Source organism: Pseudarthrobacter sp. GA104 (genome assembly GCF_009741265.1).
GTDB lineage: Bacteria > Actinomycetota > Actinomycetes > Actinomycetales > Micrococcaceae > Arthrobacter.
This window is the reverse complement of sequence record NZ_WOWL01000001.1, coordinates 4,104,682-4,119,466: the sequence shown is the minus strand read 5'-3', so window position 1 is coordinate 4,119,466 and position 14,785 is coordinate 4,104,682. Positions and strand designations below refer to the sequence as shown.

The 14,785-nt window shown below is 67.3% G+C and carries 13 protein-coding genes and 1 pseudogene; 6 read left to right on the top strand and 8 right to left on the bottom strand.

Features of this window, described 5'->3' with window-relative positions; translation table 11 throughout:
* Positions 1-15 precede the first annotated feature (15 nt).
* The 5 genes and pseudogenes from ppsA to GK109_RS18845 all read right to left on the bottom strand — a co-directional run bounded on the left by ppsA (position 16) and on the right by GK109_RS18845 (position 8,058).
* Positions 16-2,430, bottom strand: coding sequence for a phosphoenolpyruvate synthase (ppsA, locus tag GK109_RS18865; RefSeq protein ID WP_157242015.1), 2,415 nt, complete (start codon positions 2,428-2,430; stop codon positions 16-18).
* Between the two features lie 111 nt (positions 2,431-2,541).
* Positions 2,542-5,096 (bottom strand): annotated as a pseudogene (locus GK109_RS18860) (cation-translocating P-type ATPase).
* The gene (locus tag GK109_RS18855) at positions 5,096-5,557 is read right to left on the bottom strand and encodes a universal stress protein (protein ID WP_157242014.1); all 462 of its coding nucleotides are present in this window, start codon (positions 5,555-5,557) and stop codon (positions 5,096-5,098) included. Before GK109_RS18855 ends, GK109_RS18860 begins: the two are co-directional and overlap by 1 nt.
* Positions 5,558-5,624: 67 nt before the next feature.
* Positions 5,625-7,604, bottom strand: coding sequence for a heavy metal translocating P-type ATPase (locus GK109_RS18850; RefSeq protein WP_157242013.1), 1,980 nt, complete (start codon positions 7,602-7,604; stop codon positions 5,625-5,627).
* Positions 7,576-8,058, bottom strand: a complete 483-nt coding sequence (locus tag GK109_RS18845; RefSeq protein WP_157242012.1) for a pyridoxamine 5'-phosphate oxidase family protein — start codon at positions 8,056-8,058, stop codon at positions 7,576-7,578. Before GK109_RS18845 ends, GK109_RS18850 begins: the two co-directional genes overlap by 29 nt.
* A gap of 157 nt (positions 8,059-8,215) precedes the next feature.
* Between GK109_RS18845 and GK109_RS18840 the strand changes: the two genes are divergently transcribed.
* From GK109_RS18840 to GK109_RS18820, 5 genes are all read left to right on the top strand, one after another.
* Positions 8,216-8,680, top strand: a complete 465-nt coding sequence (locus GK109_RS18840; protein ID WP_157242011.1) for a flavodoxin domain-containing protein — start codon at positions 8,216-8,218, stop codon at positions 8,678-8,680.
* A gap of 66 nt (positions 8,681-8,746) precedes the next feature.
* Positions 8,747-9,217, top strand: a complete 471-nt coding sequence (locus tag GK109_RS18835; protein ID WP_157242010.1) for a pyridoxamine 5'-phosphate oxidase family protein — start codon at positions 8,747-8,749, stop codon at positions 9,215-9,217.
* 15 nt (positions 9,218-9,232) lie between these two features.
* Positions 9,233-9,604, top strand: a complete 372-nt coding sequence (locus GK109_RS18830) for a DUF5655 domain-containing protein (RefSeq protein WP_370460699.1) — start codon at positions 9,233-9,235, stop codon at positions 9,602-9,604.
* A gap of 74 nt (positions 9,605-9,678) precedes the next feature.
* Positions 9,679-10,149 carry a GyrI-like domain-containing protein gene (locus tag GK109_RS18825; RefSeq protein ID WP_157242009.1) on the top strand — a complete coding sequence of 157 codons (471 nt, stop codon included), beginning with the start codon at positions 9,679-9,681 and terminating at the stop codon, positions 10,147-10,149.
* A gap of 22 nt (positions 10,150-10,171) precedes the next feature.
* On the top strand, positions 10,172-10,735 hold the full coding sequence (locus GK109_RS18820; protein WP_157242008.1) for a flavodoxin domain-containing protein: 564 nt from the start codon (positions 10,172-10,174) through the stop codon (positions 10,733-10,735).
* A 55-nt stretch (positions 10,736-10,790) separates the two neighbouring features.
* Here GK109_RS18820 and GK109_RS18815 read toward each other — a convergent pair whose 3' ends face one another.
* From GK109_RS18815 to GK109_RS18805, 3 genes are all read right to left on the bottom strand, one after another.
* Complete coding sequence (locus GK109_RS18815) at positions 10,791-11,300, bottom strand: DUF1003 domain-containing protein (RefSeq protein WP_157242007.1); 510 nt, start codon at positions 11,298-11,300, stop codon at positions 10,791-10,793.
* Positions 11,301-11,411: 111 nt separating this feature from the next.
* Positions 11,412-12,857, bottom strand: coding sequence for a DUF5129 domain-containing protein (locus tag GK109_RS18810; protein ID WP_370460698.1), 1,446 nt, complete (start codon positions 12,855-12,857; stop codon positions 11,412-11,414).
* Positions 12,858-12,909: 52 nt separating this feature from the next.
* Complete coding sequence (locus GK109_RS18805; RefSeq protein ID WP_157242006.1) at positions 12,910-13,680, bottom strand: SDR family NAD(P)-dependent oxidoreductase; 771 nt, start codon at positions 13,678-13,680, stop codon at positions 12,910-12,912.
* Between the two features lie 151 nt (positions 13,681-13,831).
* Between GK109_RS18805 and GK109_RS18800 the strand changes: the two genes are divergently transcribed.
* Positions 13,832-14,683 (top strand): universal stress protein, encoded by an 852-nt coding sequence (locus GK109_RS18800; protein WP_157242005.1) that lies wholly within the window; start codon positions 13,832-13,834, stop codon positions 14,681-14,683.
* Positions 14,684-14,785 lie beyond the last annotated feature (102 nt).

Below are 14,785 nucleotides of genomic sequence, written 5' to 3'. Positions count from 1 at the left end.
CCCGTGACAGTGCCGTTAGGCCTGTCTGCCCAGCCGCTGCTCGGCTGCGGCGATGGCGGGCAGGGCCTTCAGGAACGTGTCCGGGTTCAGCGAGATGGAATCAATGCCCTTGCTGATCAGGAACTCGGCAAGGTCCGGGTGGTTGCTCGGGCCCTGCCCGCAGATTCCGATCTTGATGCCGGCCGCGTGTGCTTTCTCGATGGCCTGGGCAATCATCGAACTGACGGCGGGGTCCCTTTCGTCGAACAGCCCGGCCAGCTGCTCAGAGTCGCGGTCCACGCCCAGGACCAGCTGGGTGAGGTCGTTGGAGCCAATGGAAAAGCCGTCGAAGCGCTGGGCGAACTGTTCCGCCAGCACCACGTTGGAGGGTATCTCGCACATCATGTAGAGCTGCAGCCCGGCGCTGCCCCGTACCAGGCCGTGCCCGGCCATGGCCTCTATGACCAGGTCAGCCTCGCGCAAGGTCCGGCAGAAGGGAACCATGACAATGACGTTGGCGAAACCCACTTCCTCGCGGACGCGCTTAAGGGCCCTGCATTCCAGGGCAAAGCCCTCGCGGTAGTGCTCGCTGTAATAGCGCGAGGCACCCCGGAAACCCAGCATGGGGTTTTCTTCCGCGTGTTCAAAATAGCCGCCGCCGATCAGGTGGCTGTACTCGTTGGTCTTGAAGTCGCTGAGCCGGACGATCACGGGCTTGGGGTGGAACGGCGCCGCGATCTTGGCGATCCCGGTGGCCAGCACGTCGACGAAGTACTCCTGGGGGTCCCGGTAGCCGCTGGTGAGTTTGCGGATGAGCGCTGCTTCCTCAGGGTCTGCCACCCGCTCGGGGTGCACCAGGGCCATCGGATGGATGCGGATGAGGTTGTTGATGATGAATTCCATCCGGGCCAGCCCCACTCCAGCCGCCGGCAGGCGCCACCATTTGAAGGCTGCGGCAGGACTGCCGATGTTGACCATGATGTCGGTGCCGGTGGCGGGAAGAGCCTCCATGTCCACTTCCTCCACGGTGTACTCCAGGAGTCCTTCGTACACCCGGCCTTCTTCGCCTTCCGCGCAGGACAGGGTGATGGGGTCACCGTCAGGCAGGGCTTCGGTTGCGTTGCGTGTTCCGACGACGGCGGGTACGCCCAGTTCCCGGCTCACGATCGCCGCGTGGCTGGTAGGCCCGCCGTGGTCCGTGACGATGCCCGCTGCACGCTGCATCACCGGCACCCAGTCCGGATCTGTCATCCGGGTCACCAGCACCGAGCCGTCCACGAACGATTCGATGTCCTTCGCATCCCGGATGACGCAGGCCGGCCCGTTGGCTATGGCATCACCGATCGCCGCCCCTGATGCCAGCACGCGCCCCGGCTCACGCAGGTGGTAGGTGCGGAACGTGGAGCTGCTGCGCCGGGCCTGGACCGTCTCCGGCCTGGCCTGCACCATGAACAGTTCGCCCGTTACGCCGTCTTTGGCCCATTCCATGTCCATGGGCCTGCCGTAGTGTGCCTCCACGGCAGCGGCCCAACGCGCCAGCAGGACAACTTCCTGGTCGTTCAGCACCAGGATCTCCTGCTCCCGTTGGCTCGTTTCCACCATCCGGGTCCTCGCGTTTCCCCCGAGGCTGTAGACCATCTTGCGTTCCTTTGCGCCGCGTTCCCTGTCAATCACGGGGCTGAAGCGGTCATCGGCGAGCAGCGGTTTGAACACCTGGTATTTGTCCGGGTTGATGGTGCCCTGCACTACCGTCTCGCCGAGGCCCCAGGCGGCGCTGATAAGCACGGCCTGCGGGAACCCGGACTCCGTGTCGATGGAGAACATGACCCCCGAAGCGCCGACGTCCGAGCGGACCATGCGCTGGACACCCACGGACAACGCCACCTCCAGGTGGTCGTAGCCCTTCATTTCCCGGTAGCTGATGGCGCGGTCCGTGAACAGCGAGGCGTAGCAGTTCCGGCAGGCTTCGAGGACGGCGCGCTCCCCCGCCACATTGAGGAACGTCTCCTGCTGGCCCGCGAAACTGGCGTCCGGCAGGTCCTCCGCTGTGGCACTGCTGCGGACCGCAACCGCAACCTCGGGCTGGCCGGCGCGGCGGCAAAGGAGGCGGTAGTGTTCCTCGATTGCCTGCCCGGTGCTTTCCGGAAAAGTGGCTGACAGAAACAGTTCCCTGATGGCCGCCCCGGCCTGGCGCAGGGTGGCCCGCCCCGCGCGGTACTCCCCGAGGTAGGCCCGGATGCGCGGCTCCAGGGCGTTGGCTTCCAGGAAAGCGCGGTAGGCAGCAGCGGTGGTGGCGAACCCTTCCGGGACCCTCACGCCGGCCGAACGCAGGGACCGGCTCAACTCGCCCAGGGAGGCGTTCTTTCCCCCCACGGACGCGATGTCCCCTATCCCGGTGTCAGCGATCCACATGACATGGACATCGGCACGGGGGGTTGCGGGTGCAGTCATGCCTTGATTCTGGGCCGTGGCGGAAGACGCCGGGCAGAGTCTTTGGTCCCGAGCACGGCCCGCCCCCGGAACGCGCCCCTTGCCGGGCCCCGCACCAGGGGCGGCTGCCGGTCATGCGTGGTTGGAGCGGCCCCTGATGCGCTTGTAGGCCCAGTCCGCAGCCAGGACGGCCGGCACTGCCGACAATGCCACGAGGAGTCCGGCAGGCGCCGGGGGGCCTGCCCCAGGACGGCGGCGAGCTGGGGAATAAACAGGCAAGCCGCGAGCACACCCAGCTCAGCCAGGATCGCCCATGCCAGGAGCCTGTTCGTGCCCCAGCCCAGCCGCCAGGGCGGAACGGTTGCACTCCGGCAGGCGAAGGCGTTGGCCAGCTGACCCAGCACCACCGCTGTGAAAGCGGCACCTGAGGCGGCCATCAGCAGCCCGGGCTCCGGCGTCTCGCCGCGGTCCCAGCCACCGCCGAAGAGCACCGCGGAAAATGCGGCCATTTCGATGACGGCCTCCACGGGGCCAAGCACGCAGAAGACGCGCACCATCAGCTTCCGGTCCATCAGGTGCCGCCGTTCCGGGGGCCGCGCAAGCACGCGTTTGCCCGGCTGCTCAGCGCCCAGGGCCAGAGCCGGCAGCAGGTCGGTTCCGATGTCCAGGGCAAGGATCTGCAGGACGCCGAGGGCCAGCGGAAACTGCCCGCCGGAGAGCGCCCAGATAACAAACGGGGTCAGCTCCGCCACGTTGTCCGTGAGGTGGTAGGTAAGGAACCTGTGGATGTTGGCGTAGGTGGCCCTGCCCTGTTCGATGGCGGCCACGATGGTTCCGAAGTGGTCATCGAGGAGGACCAGGTCGGCCGCTTCGCGTGCGACATCGGTGCCGCTTAAGCCCATGGCCACCCCGATGTCCGCTTCGCGCAGGGCCGGGCCGTCGTTTACACCGTCTCCGGTCATGGCCACCACGTGTCCCCGGGACTGCAGCGCCCTGGCAACCCGCAGCTTCTGCTCCGGGGAAACCCTGCTCACCACCACTCCGTCGCGGTCCAGGAGCGCGCCGAGCAACTGCTCGTCGTCCGGGAGCTCCGTGCCTTCCAGCACCCGTTCGGGAACCCCCATCAACCCGATCTCACGCGCGATGGCCGCAGCAGTACCCGGATGGTCACCGGTGATCATGGCGAGTTTGAGACCGGCATTACGGGCGGTCCGGATGACCTCGCCCACGTCCGGCCGGGGCGGATCATGAAGCCCGATCAGGCCCAGCAGCTCGAGGCCGCGTTCGATGTCCTCGGCGGGGCGGGACTCCCAGAGCGCCGGCGCGCCCTCCAGCTTCCGCCGCGCCACGGCGATGACACGCAGCCCCCGGGAGGCCATCAGATGGACTTGTTCCCCGACCGGTTCGGGCACGGCGCCGCAGAGCGGAAGAACCGCCTCCGGGGCGCCCTTGCAGAACAGGTCCTGTCCAACGATCGCCGATTCCCGCCGTCGTACGGGATCGAAGGGGAGCCTGCGCGAAGGCACCCTGCCGTCGCCTGCTGCCCCTGTCAGCCGCCGTGCCAGCACGTCGATGGCCGCTTCCATTGGGTCGCCGGAGGCCCGCCACTGTCCTTCGTGCAGTTCGGCGCGGCCTTGTGAGGCGGCAAGGGCCGCGAGCGCAGTTTCGGCGGCTTTGTCCTTTCCCTCCCCCAGGACTGTCCCTTCCGGGTTGTACCCGTCACCGGCAATGTGTACCTCTCCTTGGGAGGTGAAGACCTCGACGGCGTTCATCCTGTTCTGGGTCAGTGTGCCCGTCTTGTCCGTACAGATGAACGTGGTGGACCCAAGGGTCTCCACCGCCTCAAGGTTGCGGACCAGCGCATTGCGGGCAGCCATGCGCTGGGCGCCCATCGCGAGCGACAGCGTCACCGTGGGCAGCAGGCCCTCGGGAACAAGGGCAACGGCGACGCCGATGGCGAAGAGGAAGGAATCCCGCCACTGGATGCCCACCAGCAGGGACACCAGGAAAAAGACGGCGGCAATTGCCAGGGCAACGGATGCCACCACGCGGACGATCCGGCGCAGTTCCAAGGACAGCGGAGTGGGTGGGGAAACGGCTCCGCTGGTCAGGAGCGCGATCCCGGCCAGCCGGGTCCTGGCGCCCGTGGCCGAAACGGCGGCCTCCGCGTTGCCGTTGACCAGGAACGTCCCGCCCCAGGCAGGATCGCCGCCGGCTTTCGGCACCGGTTCGCTCTCCCCGGTCAGCATGGATTCGTCCACGGTGCAGGACGCAGCGGTGACCAGCACGACGTCGGCGGGGATGCGGTCTCCGGCGGCCAGCAGCACGACGTCGTTGATCACCAGTTCACTGGCATGGACTTTCCGGACGCGCCCGTCCCGCCGCACCAGTACGTCAGCGGGCAGCAGTCCCCGCAGTTTCGCCGCCGCGTGCTGGGCGCGTTCCTGCTGGATGTGGGCAAAGACGCCGTTGACAAGGACGACGACGATAATCGCCACGCCCAGTTGCGGCATGTCCGCGAGGAAGGCAAGGCCCGCCGCGCACCACAGCATGAGGGCGAAGAAGTGCGTCAGCTCCCCCCAGAGTTTCCGCCACTGGGGCACCGGTTTCTCGGCCGGAAGGAGGTTGGGGCCTGCCTGCTTCAGGAGATCCGCGGCCTGGACCGAGGTCAGGCCAGCCGCGGTCATCACACGACGTCCGCCTCCTGGCCCACCAGGAGCACCGGGCACACGGACCGTGCGGCGCACGCCTTGCTGACGGAGCCCATGCTGGTTCCGAGGAACCCTCCCTCACCGTGCCGCCCGACTACCAGAAGCTGTGCCCGCCGGCTTTCCTCCACGAGGACCTTGCCCGGCGGCCCGAACTTCACCGTTACCCCGACATCTTCGGGCCGGTCGCCGGAGAATGCCCTCCCCAGGGCTTCGTCCACCAACCGGCGGGCCGCGTCCTCAAGCCTCGCGGTAAATTGGCGGTCGGCGCCTTCAAGGTGGGGCAGCACCAGGTAGTCCGGCATGCCGATGCAGGTGATGACCTCCAGCCGGGCGCCAAGGCGGGCCGCGAGGGTGCCCGCGTACCTCAGGGCTGCCGATGAGAATTCTGACCCGTCGACACCCACAATGACGGGCTTGGACACTGTTTCTGCTTTCATATCCACCACATTCCCTACTGGCGGCGGCCGTGGGAAGGGCCGAAGGTCATGCCGGCCCCCTGCCGTTTCAGCCTCGGCCCACGGGCTTTTTCGGCCTGGGTCCGTGCAGCGCCCTCAACCCGTTCAAGATTGTGGCCAGGTCCACGAGTTCCTGGAGGAGTGCCCCCGTGACGGCCGGGATGTACCCGGTCATGGCAACAGCCATGAGCCCGATGCTGAGGCCTATTCCTGTCCAGATACTCACCAGGGCCACAGCGACGGTGCGTTTCCCGATTTCGACTGCAACGGCGACTTTGGACAGGTCGTCGAGCATGATCACCACGTCTGCCGACTCACTCGCGGCTGTGGCGCCCTTGGCCCCCATGGCTATCCCGACGTCCGCCGCGGCGAGCACAGGGGCGTCATTGACGCCGTCGCCCACCATCAGCACCGGTCGCTCCCGCACGCCGGCCACCGCGTTGACCTTGTCCTCGGGAAGGCAGTCCGCCTGCACGTGCCGGATGCCTGCTTCTTCGGCAATGTGCGCCGCGGTCCCCCGGGCATCACCGGTCAGCAGCATGGTGTGCCGGATTCCCAGGCGGTGCAGCCGGGCAAGCGTCTGCCCTGCGTCGGCGCGCAGCGGGTCCTTCATGATGAGGGCGCCTGCGTACGTGCCGTTCACGGCCACGTAGACCGCCAGCTGCCCGCTGCGCAGGGCGGCTTCCCGGAAACCCCGTGCTGAGCTGCGGACCAGGCCCGCCTTGCCCACCACCACCGTGTCCCCGCCGCATACCGCCTCCACCCCCTGGGTGGCATGTTCCGTGGCCCGGGTTACCGGCAGGAGTTCAAGGTCGCGCAGGGCGGCAGCTTCAATGACGGAGGCTGCCAGGACGTGCGAGGAGTATTGCTCTGCGGAGGCGGCAAGCTGCAGGATCCGCGCAGGGTTCATCGATCCGCTTCCCTCCCCTCCCGGTGCTGCCTGCACGGTATCCAGGACCGGCCGCCCGGAGGTCAGCGTTCCTGTCTTGTCGAACACCGCGGTCCTGGCCTTGGCCAGCTGCTCGAGGGTTCCGCTGTTCTTGATGATGATGCCCTTGTGGGCGGCCTGGCTGGTGCCGGCCAGGAAGGCCACCGGCGCGGCGATCAGGAGCGGGCACGGAGTTGCCACCACCAGGACCTGGGCGATCCGCACGGGATCCCCTGAAAGAAGCCACGCGGTTGCAGCCATGAGGACCGCGAGCGCGGTAAACGGAACGGCGTAGCGGTCCGCCAGGCGGACCACCGGGGCGCGGCTGGACGCCGCCTCCTCCACCAGGGCGATGATGCGGCTGTATTGTGAATCGTCCGCGGTCGCGGCGGCCCGCATTCTGATGGCCGTCTCGCCGTTGACGGAGCCGCTGAGCAGGAGGTCGCCCCGGACCCGCTCAACCGGGAGGCTTTCGCCCGTCAGCGAGGATTCATCCATGCTGGCAGCGTCCGAGAGGAGCTCCCCGTCCACTGGTACGAGCTCGGAGGGACGCACTACCAGCACGTCCCCCGGCAGCACCCCGCCAACCGGGGTGTCCTCCAGGACTGATCCGGGGGCTTCCCGGTGCGCGAACCGCGGAGCCCTGTCCAGGAGCGCCCTCAGCTCCCGTGCTGCGCGTCCCTGGGCAAAGGTTTCAAGTGCTTCCCCGCCGGAAAGCATGAGGATGACCACCAAGGCAGCAAGGTACTCACCAACCCACACCGTGCTGCCAATGGCCATGAGTGCCAGGACGTCGATCCCCCAACGGCCCTGGCGCAGGGAACGGAACATTGACACGGCACGGGTCACGCCGACGACGGCGGCATAGGCGGACGCGCCGAGCCGGGCCGGCTGCCCCAGGCCGGACTGCAGCAACAGTCCCGTCACCGCGAGCATCAGGCATGTCAATGCCACCAGCGGGTACAGCCGGACAAACGCGATGCCCCTGCCCGCCAGGGACGTGCGGGGCTGCTCGGGGTTCGCCGCCTGCAGCGGCCCCAGGGACGTGCCGGGCGGACCGGCCGGCCGACCCTCAGGCAAAACCTGCCCGCGCCGGGTCATCCAGGTGGCTCCACCAGGTCAGCGGCGAAGTGATCTTGAAGCGCCGGCCGGTCACCGCCGTCGGAGTTATCCGCACGAAGTAGTCCTTGTGCCCCGCCTGCCACGGAAAAAGGGTGAGCCCGACGCCGGTCATCAGGTCCGGGGAAGGTTCAAGGACAACCGCATGGCCCTTCACCTCGACGCTCCACGCGGTTCGCGTTCCCTGGTCGGTGCCGTCGGCTTCCAGGGCGACGGCGGCGGGCCCGGCGGCCGCGTGAAGTTTCGTTCCTTCTCCGGTGCGGAAGACCACCGACTCATGGTCCACCTTGTAGTTCACGGGGAAGATTTCCGGATGGCCGTCAACCAGGACGGCGAGGTGGCCAACCGATACTGTCCGCAGGAGATCCCAGCAGGCACTGGCGCCAAGGACCTCCACTGCCGCTGAGGCGTCCCGTTCCGGTGAGTTGTTGAGCATACAGCTGAACGTACTGCCACCCCTCGGCCGCCGCTAGGGCATTTAGGCCCGGAGCCCGCCTCCCGTATGACCTTCGCCCCTGCCGCCCAGGCCCGGCGGCGCGCATTCTTGAAAGGGGAACCCCGGCTTCCGCCCGTCCATGAAAGGGACCAGGACCATGAAGGCATTCGTCGTCTATGACTCCGCCTACGGCAACACCAGGACCATCGCCGAAGCCCTGGCGGCGGGCCTGGGCAGCATGGCCGCTGCTTTCCCCGTGGACCGTTTCGATCCCGGTTCAGTCCAGTCCGGCGATCTCCTTGTGGTCGGCAGTCCCATCAATGGCTGGCGCCCGACGCCCAAAATCACCCAGGCGCTCGCCGATCTTGCGGCCCGTGGACTGTCAGGGGTCCGGGCCGCCGCGTTCGACACCAGGCTCAAGCTCTTCATCCACGGGGATGCGGCCGGGAAAATCAGCCGGGCACTCAAGGACGCCGGCGCAAGCATTGTCGCCGGCCCCATGGCCTTCCATGTCAAGGGCAGCGAAGGCCCTCTTCGCAAAGGGGAGGTTGACCGCGCAGCTGCGTGGGCTGAAACGCTTCTCTCGCGCCTGCAGGACCAGGGCAGCCACAGGGAAGCCTGAACTCGCGGACAGGTCAAAGGTCTTTGGGCCCTTTCAGGGCTGTGGCCGGCGCCGTAGGATCTGGACATGACCGACAAGAACATGGTGCCAGAAGCTGAGATCCTTGACTCCGACGAGTGCTGGAAACTACTGGAACACACCAGCGTGGGACGTCTTGGCGTCGTCGTGGACGGCCAGCCTGATGTGTTCCCGGTGGGCTTCAAGGTTGACGGCCAGGGCCTTGTTTTCCGGACAGGGAGTGGAACCAAGCTGCAGGCCATTGAAGCCAACCCGCTGGTTGCCTTGGAAGCGGACAGCGTCAGCGCCGAGTTTGGCCTGGCCTGGAGCGTTGTAGTCAAGGGCAGGGCGGTCCAGGACGATGCCGCGGGGCCGGCACTGAACGAGACGCGACGGGGGCTCTTTCCCTGGCAGGGTGTAGGCAAGGACCACCTCATCCGGATTGTTCCCCAGTCTGTGACGGGCAGGAGGTTCACCCTGTCCGCCTCCGGTACCTGGCGCACCCCGCTGGACGAGGCCACCCGCGCAGGATTCGAATAGACCCCGCCCGTTCCCGTGGAGGGCGGCGAACCCCGGACGCTTGACCGTTTTTTTGAAGGTTCCGCCACGGCCTACGGCATCTACCGGGCGGCGGAACGCATGGCATCCGCGCTCGGACCGATGGAGGTCCGGGTTTCCAAGAGCCAGGTTTCGTTCCGCCGCCGGCACGGCTTCGCGTTTCTTTGGCGCCCTGGGACCTATGTGAAATCTTCGGTTCCCGTTGTCCTGTCCCTTGCGCTCCCCTACGAGTTGCCATCGCCGCGGTTCAAGCAAATCGTGCACCCGTCCCCCGGAATCTGGATGCACCACCTTGAGCTGCTGGAGAGTAGCCAGCTTGACGCCGAAGTGGAGCATTGGATGCGCGAAGCCTATGGGGCTGCCGGCTGAGGCCGGGCGGCCCGGACACCTTTTAGAGTCCTAAGGCCCTGTGACGCCTGCAGCCTGCGGCGCACGCTAATGCCATGAACAACTCTGCCCAGCACCCAAGGAAAGTCCACCTTACAGAGCAGCCCGTCGCCGTCGTCCGCGAACGCGTCCCCATGGCTTCCCTGACTGACTTCTTCAGCCGGGCCTTCGGCACGGTGATGGCTGCAGCCCGGAAACAGGGTGCCAGCCCCGCAGGACCGCCTTTTGCGCTCTACCGGGGAATGCCCAGCGAGACAGTTGACGTGGAAGCGGGCTTCCCCATCGACGGCAACTTCACGGAGGCTGACGGGGTGGCGAGCGGGACCCTGCCTGAGACAGATGCCCTGGAAGCGCTCCACGTCGGGCCGTACGACACCCTGGAGAACACCTACCACGCGATCCTGGGGCAGATGGAAGCCGAAGGACTCACCCCGTCGGACACCATGTGGGAGTACTACCTGAGCGACCCGGAAACTGAACCCGACCCCGCGAAGTGGCAGACCCGGGTTGTCTGGCCCGTCGCCTAAGTGCCAATCAGGGAGGTCCCCGATGAAGGTTCTCGTTGCGTACGCCAGCCGGCACGGCTCCACCGCCGGCATTGCCGAACGCATCGCTGCCCGGATCACTGAAGACGGGATCGAGGCCGAGGCCCGGCCCGTGGCAGAAGTGGATGACGTGGGCCAGTATGAAGCCGTGGTACTGGGCAGCGCCGCCTACATGGTCCACTGGCTTAGGGAAGCGACGGCCTTCGCCAAGCGGCACCGGCGGGAGCTGCAGGCCAGGAGGGTCTGGCTCTTCAGCAGCGGCCCGCTCGGAAACGACACTGTCGATAAGGACGGTGAGGATGTCTTGAAGAGTGCCAGGCCCAAGGAGTTCGCCGAACTGCAGGAACTGCTCCGGCCCAGCGGAGAACAGGTCTTCTTCGGCGCATGGAACCCGGATTCCCCTCCCATCGGCATCGGTGAGCGCCTCATCCGGCTCGCGCCGGCAGCGAAGGAAGCCCTGCCGGCGGGCGATTTCCGGGATTGGGCGGCCATCGACGCCTGGGCTGACGAGATCGCTGCCGGCCTGGAGGCCGCTGGCCGTCCGGACTCCGGCACCCCGGCAGACTAGCGGCCGCCTGATCTTCAGTCTGCGGTTCCGCCGCGCCCCGCCCGGCAACCCCTGCCTATCCGCCGGCCGGGCGGCCGGCCGTACTGCCGCCGTCGTCCGTGCCTGCATCTTCCCCCTGTAGCGGCGCGCCCGGCGGCAGGGGGCCGGGTTGAAGCGCGCCTGGCCGGGAGATCATGGCCCGGAGCTCCTCCAGCAGCTCAACCTGCTGGCTGTTGATTGCCATCAGCCGGTCGATTTCCGACTTTGACTGAACGTCCGTCTCGTAGTCGTGGCGGGCCATCGCCGCCGCGATGGCGTCCTGGCGCTTTGCGGCAATCAACAGGATGGCGCCCTGGAGCCCGGCCAGCATGGAGAGGAAGAGGTTGAGGAGGATGTAGGGGTAGGGGTCCCAGGCGTCCGATGCCAGCACGTAGGTGTTAAATGCGGCCCATGCCGCCATGAAGGCGACGAAGAGCCCCACGAATGTCCAGCTGCCCATCCCGTTGCGGAGGACGTCCGCCGCCCGCTCACCCCGGCTTAGGCCCTCCTTGTGCCGCGCGTGCCACGTAGTTCTTCGCTCGCTCATGTGCCTAGGGTAAGTGCCGGCCCCGGGTGGCCGCTCGCCCGCCGCGGAACGCGCCGGTAGCCCCTGGAATTACCCAATGGACAGGGAGCCCGGAAGGCGCGGGTCCCGGCGCTAGAAGCTGGATGAACTGCCCGAGCCGGAAAAGCTCCCGCCGCTGCTTCCATAGCCGGTGGTGCTGCCGCCTCCGCCGCGGGCGGAGCTGACGCTGCTAACCCCGGTGTTGAGCCCGGAATTGAAGGTGGCCACGGAGAAGAAGTGGTAGGACGGGTAGACGGTGCCCAGGATGCTTGGCTCATAGGAACGGCGCCGGTGGTCCAGGCCTTCCTGCGCTTCCTGCATTTCCTTCCGCATGAGTTCGGCTTCACGTTCATTCTTCGCGAAGCCCCCGATGACCGTTTCCGCGTGGCTTTCCAGGAGCGAGGCGAGCCGGGTCCGGGCGTCGTAGAGGCGGTCCAGCGCCTCTTCCGGGCCGACCCTTCCCTCCGCCAGCTCGGCGGTCCAGCGCTCGATCTCCCGCAGGCTCTGGTCGCGGAAAGACCGCAGCGCCGCCGCGGTGGCCGAATCCCCCTGCCCGTGGCGCTTGGTGAGGAGCTGTTCAAGTCCGGCCAGGTCGCTGCGGAAGGGTGCCAGCTGCCGGTCCCAGGCAGTCTGCCAGGCGCTGGCGCGGTTCAGGAGGGCGTTGCTGTCCGCGATGACGTCGTCCAGCGCGTCGAGCTCCGAGGCCGCGTCCGCGTACTGTCGCGCGAGCTTGAGATTCTTCCGCCGGCTCAAAGCGCGCCCGGAGAACGCGTGCACTTTGTTGGACAGCTCGCTGGTTGCGTTATAGCGGTTCAGGAACGTGCGGTGTTTCTCAAGCACCTGGCTTCCGTACCTGGACGCCTCGGGAATGGTGCCGGCGTTCAGCTCGGTCACCTCCAGATCCATGCTGACGTTCGCGTAGCTCCGGTCCCCGCGCTCAATCTCTTTCCGGCTGGAGGACCTGGTCACGGCCCGCACGATGATCCAGGCTCCCGCGCCGAGGGCTGCCAGCCCAGCGGTGACCCAGGCAGTGACCAGGAAGGCAGCCGAGAGGTACCAGGGCTGGTTGATGAGTTCGGCGGCACGCCGGACGCCGGCGATGGTTCCGTCGGTCCACTGGGCGTCCCGCAGAAGTTCTTTGGCCGAGTCCTGGATGTCCGTCCGCTGCTCCAGGGACACCTTGCGGTCCTCGCCCATGTATGTGCCTACATGGCGGCCCACCGGGTCGAGGGCAAAAATGAACAGCCCGTCCGCCCACTTTTGGCCGTCCGCGCTGATCCATTCAGGGTGCTCGGCCCGGGCGAACCTCAGGACCTCCTCGTTGAGGTTATCCTCCGCACTGCCGTTGTAGGTGTACACCACAACCTTGGTTGGATTGTGGAACTCAATGCGTTCAAGGGCCGGTACCAGCGTGTTCCGGTCCAGCACGCCTGCCATGTCCTGGACCTCGACGGATGCCGGCCGAACAGCAAAGGCAACGCCTGCACTGCCGGGCAGAAGCACCAGCAAAGCCAGCAGCAGACCAACGATCCTGCGCACAGTCCTGTCCTGTCCTTTCCTGTCCTGTCCTGTCCCGCGGCCTGCGGGCCGCTCAAATGGCGTTCCATCCGTTATCCGAGGCCAGCACCACGCCGTTGATGTTCGTGCCGTCCCTGCTCAGCAGGAAGGCGATCCCCGCCGCGACCTCCTCTGCCTCGGCGATGGGCGGAACGTTCGCCTGCATAAACGGCCCCAGCACCTCGGCAGCCAGCCGGGACTTGAACTCGGCGTGGATATTGGTCCTCGTCCCGCCCGGGGCCACAGCGTTGACGCGGATTCCACGGCGCCCGTACATGACGGCTGAGCTGCGGGTGAGGCCATTCACCGCATGCTTGGACACGGTGTAGGCGGCCCCTGCCGCGGAACCGCGGAGGCCTGCCTCGGAGGAGACATTCACAATCGAGCCGTACCCCGCGGCCAGCATCAGCGGCACCACTGCCCTGGTAAGCCGCATGACGGCGGTCAGGTTGACGTTCAGCACGCGCTCCCACGTTTCGTCGTCGAGCTCGTGCACCGGCTGGAAGCTGTCCATGATCCCGGCGACATTGGCCAGCGCGTCAACCCGCCCCCCGGCAGCAGCCACGACGCTCTGCACCACAGCCTCGTTGCTGATGTCCCCGGCCACGGGCACGAAACCCAGTTCGGCGTACTCCGCCGCGAGGCTGTCCAGGCCCTCGGCGCTGAGGTCGCTGGCAATCACCCGGCCGCCTTCCCGGGCAACACGAAGGGCGGTGGCACGCCCAATGCCGGAGGCTGCGCCGGTGACGATGACGGTCTGGCCCTCGAACCGGTGCGGAGTGATGTTTTCCTGCCAGGCGGCCATGTGGTGCTCCTCGTCTCGGACAACAGTTCTTGCTTCCGGCAACTGCGGGTGCTCTGCTGGAAGGGCGGGTACACAGCAAGCCCACCCCATCAGCATGGAGTCCCACAGCGAGCCGCCACAGGGCCGAAGGTCCCTGCGAAGGAGAGGAGCAATGGAGGAACCTGGAACCATCGTCGCCGGATACGACGGTTCGGCCGAAGCTGCCGCCGCCATCACGTGGGCAGCGCAACAGGCTGACCTGCGAGGCTGTCCCCTTCACGTCGTCCACGTTTCAATCTGGCCGCTGCTGACCCACAAACTGGGCCCCGTTCCAGGAGTAGCGGACAGCGGCCTGGAACGGTCAGCACAGGCGATCCTCGAGGAGGGCGTCGGCCGCGCCCAAGCCGCGGCACCCGGGCTGGACGTCCAGGGCACCCTGCTGCATGGGCTGCCCGCCTCGTACCTTGCCGAGATCTCTGCCGGCCAGGAGATGGTTGTTGTGGGCAGCCGGGGGCTGGGCGGATTCCTGGGGCTGCTGGTGGGTTCGGTGAGCCTGGAACTCGCCGCCACTGCTTCCTGCCCCGTAGCTGTGATCCGGCCGGACCTCCACCCTGGCGGGCCGGTCGTCGTCGCGGTTGACGCATCCGGTTCTCCCGCGGCCCTGGAGGACGCTTGCGCCTTGGCCTCGGCATGGCAGGCAAAGCTCAATATCGTCCACGTCCACCATGTGCCTGCCGGGTACGCACAGCGGAACGGGCCCGACGCCGAGGCTGCCGCCGGCGAAGTGCTCCACGCCGCCCTCCACCGTGCCCGGGCGCTCGCACCCTACGTTGCCGTGGAGGGCAGGGTACTCACCGACGCGTCGGTCCCGCATGCCATCCTCAAAGCCTCGGACGACGCGCGGATGCTCGTCGTGGGAACCAAAGGCCACGGCTTTTTGCGGGAGACCATCGGTTCCACCGCCCATGCGGTCCTTCACCACGCGCGAGGCCCGGTCCTGATCTCCCGGCGGGGCACTGTCTGACCCGCTGCTCCATTCCTGCGCCTGGCCCGAGCCAAGCCCTGGAGCCCCTGCCCTATGTTCCAGGCGAATCGGGCCGGACGGCCCTATGCCGTGCGTTCCGTG

Excerpts from the sequence above, each read along its gene's own strand:
- GK109_RS18815 (WP_157242007.1), bottom strand. The coding sequence starts at position 11,300 with ATGAGCGAGCGAAGAACTACGTGGCACGCGCGGCACAAGGAGGGCCTA.
- GK109_RS18855 (WP_157242014.1), bottom strand. The coding sequence starts at position 5,557 with ATGAAAGCAGAAACAGTGTCCAAGCCCGTCATTGTGGGTGTCGACGGG.
- GK109_RS18840 (WP_157242011.1), top strand. The coding sequence starts at position 8,216 with ATGAAGGCATTCGTCGTCTATGACTCCGCCTACGGCAACACCAGGACC.
- GK109_RS18820 (WP_157242008.1), top strand. The coding sequence starts at position 10,172 with ATGAAGGTTCTCGTTGCGTACGCCAGCCGGCACGGCTCCACCGCCGGC.
- ppsA (WP_157242015.1), bottom strand. The coding sequence starts at position 2,430 with ATGACTGCACCCGCAACCCCCCGTGCCGATGTCCATGTCATGTGGATC.
- GK109_RS18800 (WP_157242005.1), top strand. The coding sequence starts at position 13,832 with ATGGAGGAACCTGGAACCATCGTCGCCGGATACGACGGTTCGGCCGAA.
- GK109_RS18845 (WP_157242012.1), bottom strand. The coding sequence starts at position 8,058 with ATGCTCAACAACTCACCGGAACGGGACGCCTCAGCGGCAGTGGAGGTC.
- GK109_RS18825 (WP_157242009.1), top strand. The coding sequence starts at position 9,679 with ATGAACAACTCTGCCCAGCACCCAAGGAAAGTCCACCTTACAGAGCAG.
- GK109_RS18835 (WP_157242010.1), top strand. The coding sequence starts at position 8,747 with ATGACCGACAAGAACATGGTGCCAGAAGCTGAGATCCTTGACTCCGAC.
- GK109_RS18805 (WP_157242006.1), bottom strand. The coding sequence starts at position 13,680 with ATGGCCGCCTGGCAGGAAAACATCACTCCGCACCGGTTCGAGGGCCAG.
- GK109_RS18850 (WP_157242013.1), bottom strand. The coding sequence starts at position 7,604 with ATGACCCGGCGCGGGCAGGTTTTGCCTGAGGGTCGGCCGGCCGGTCCG.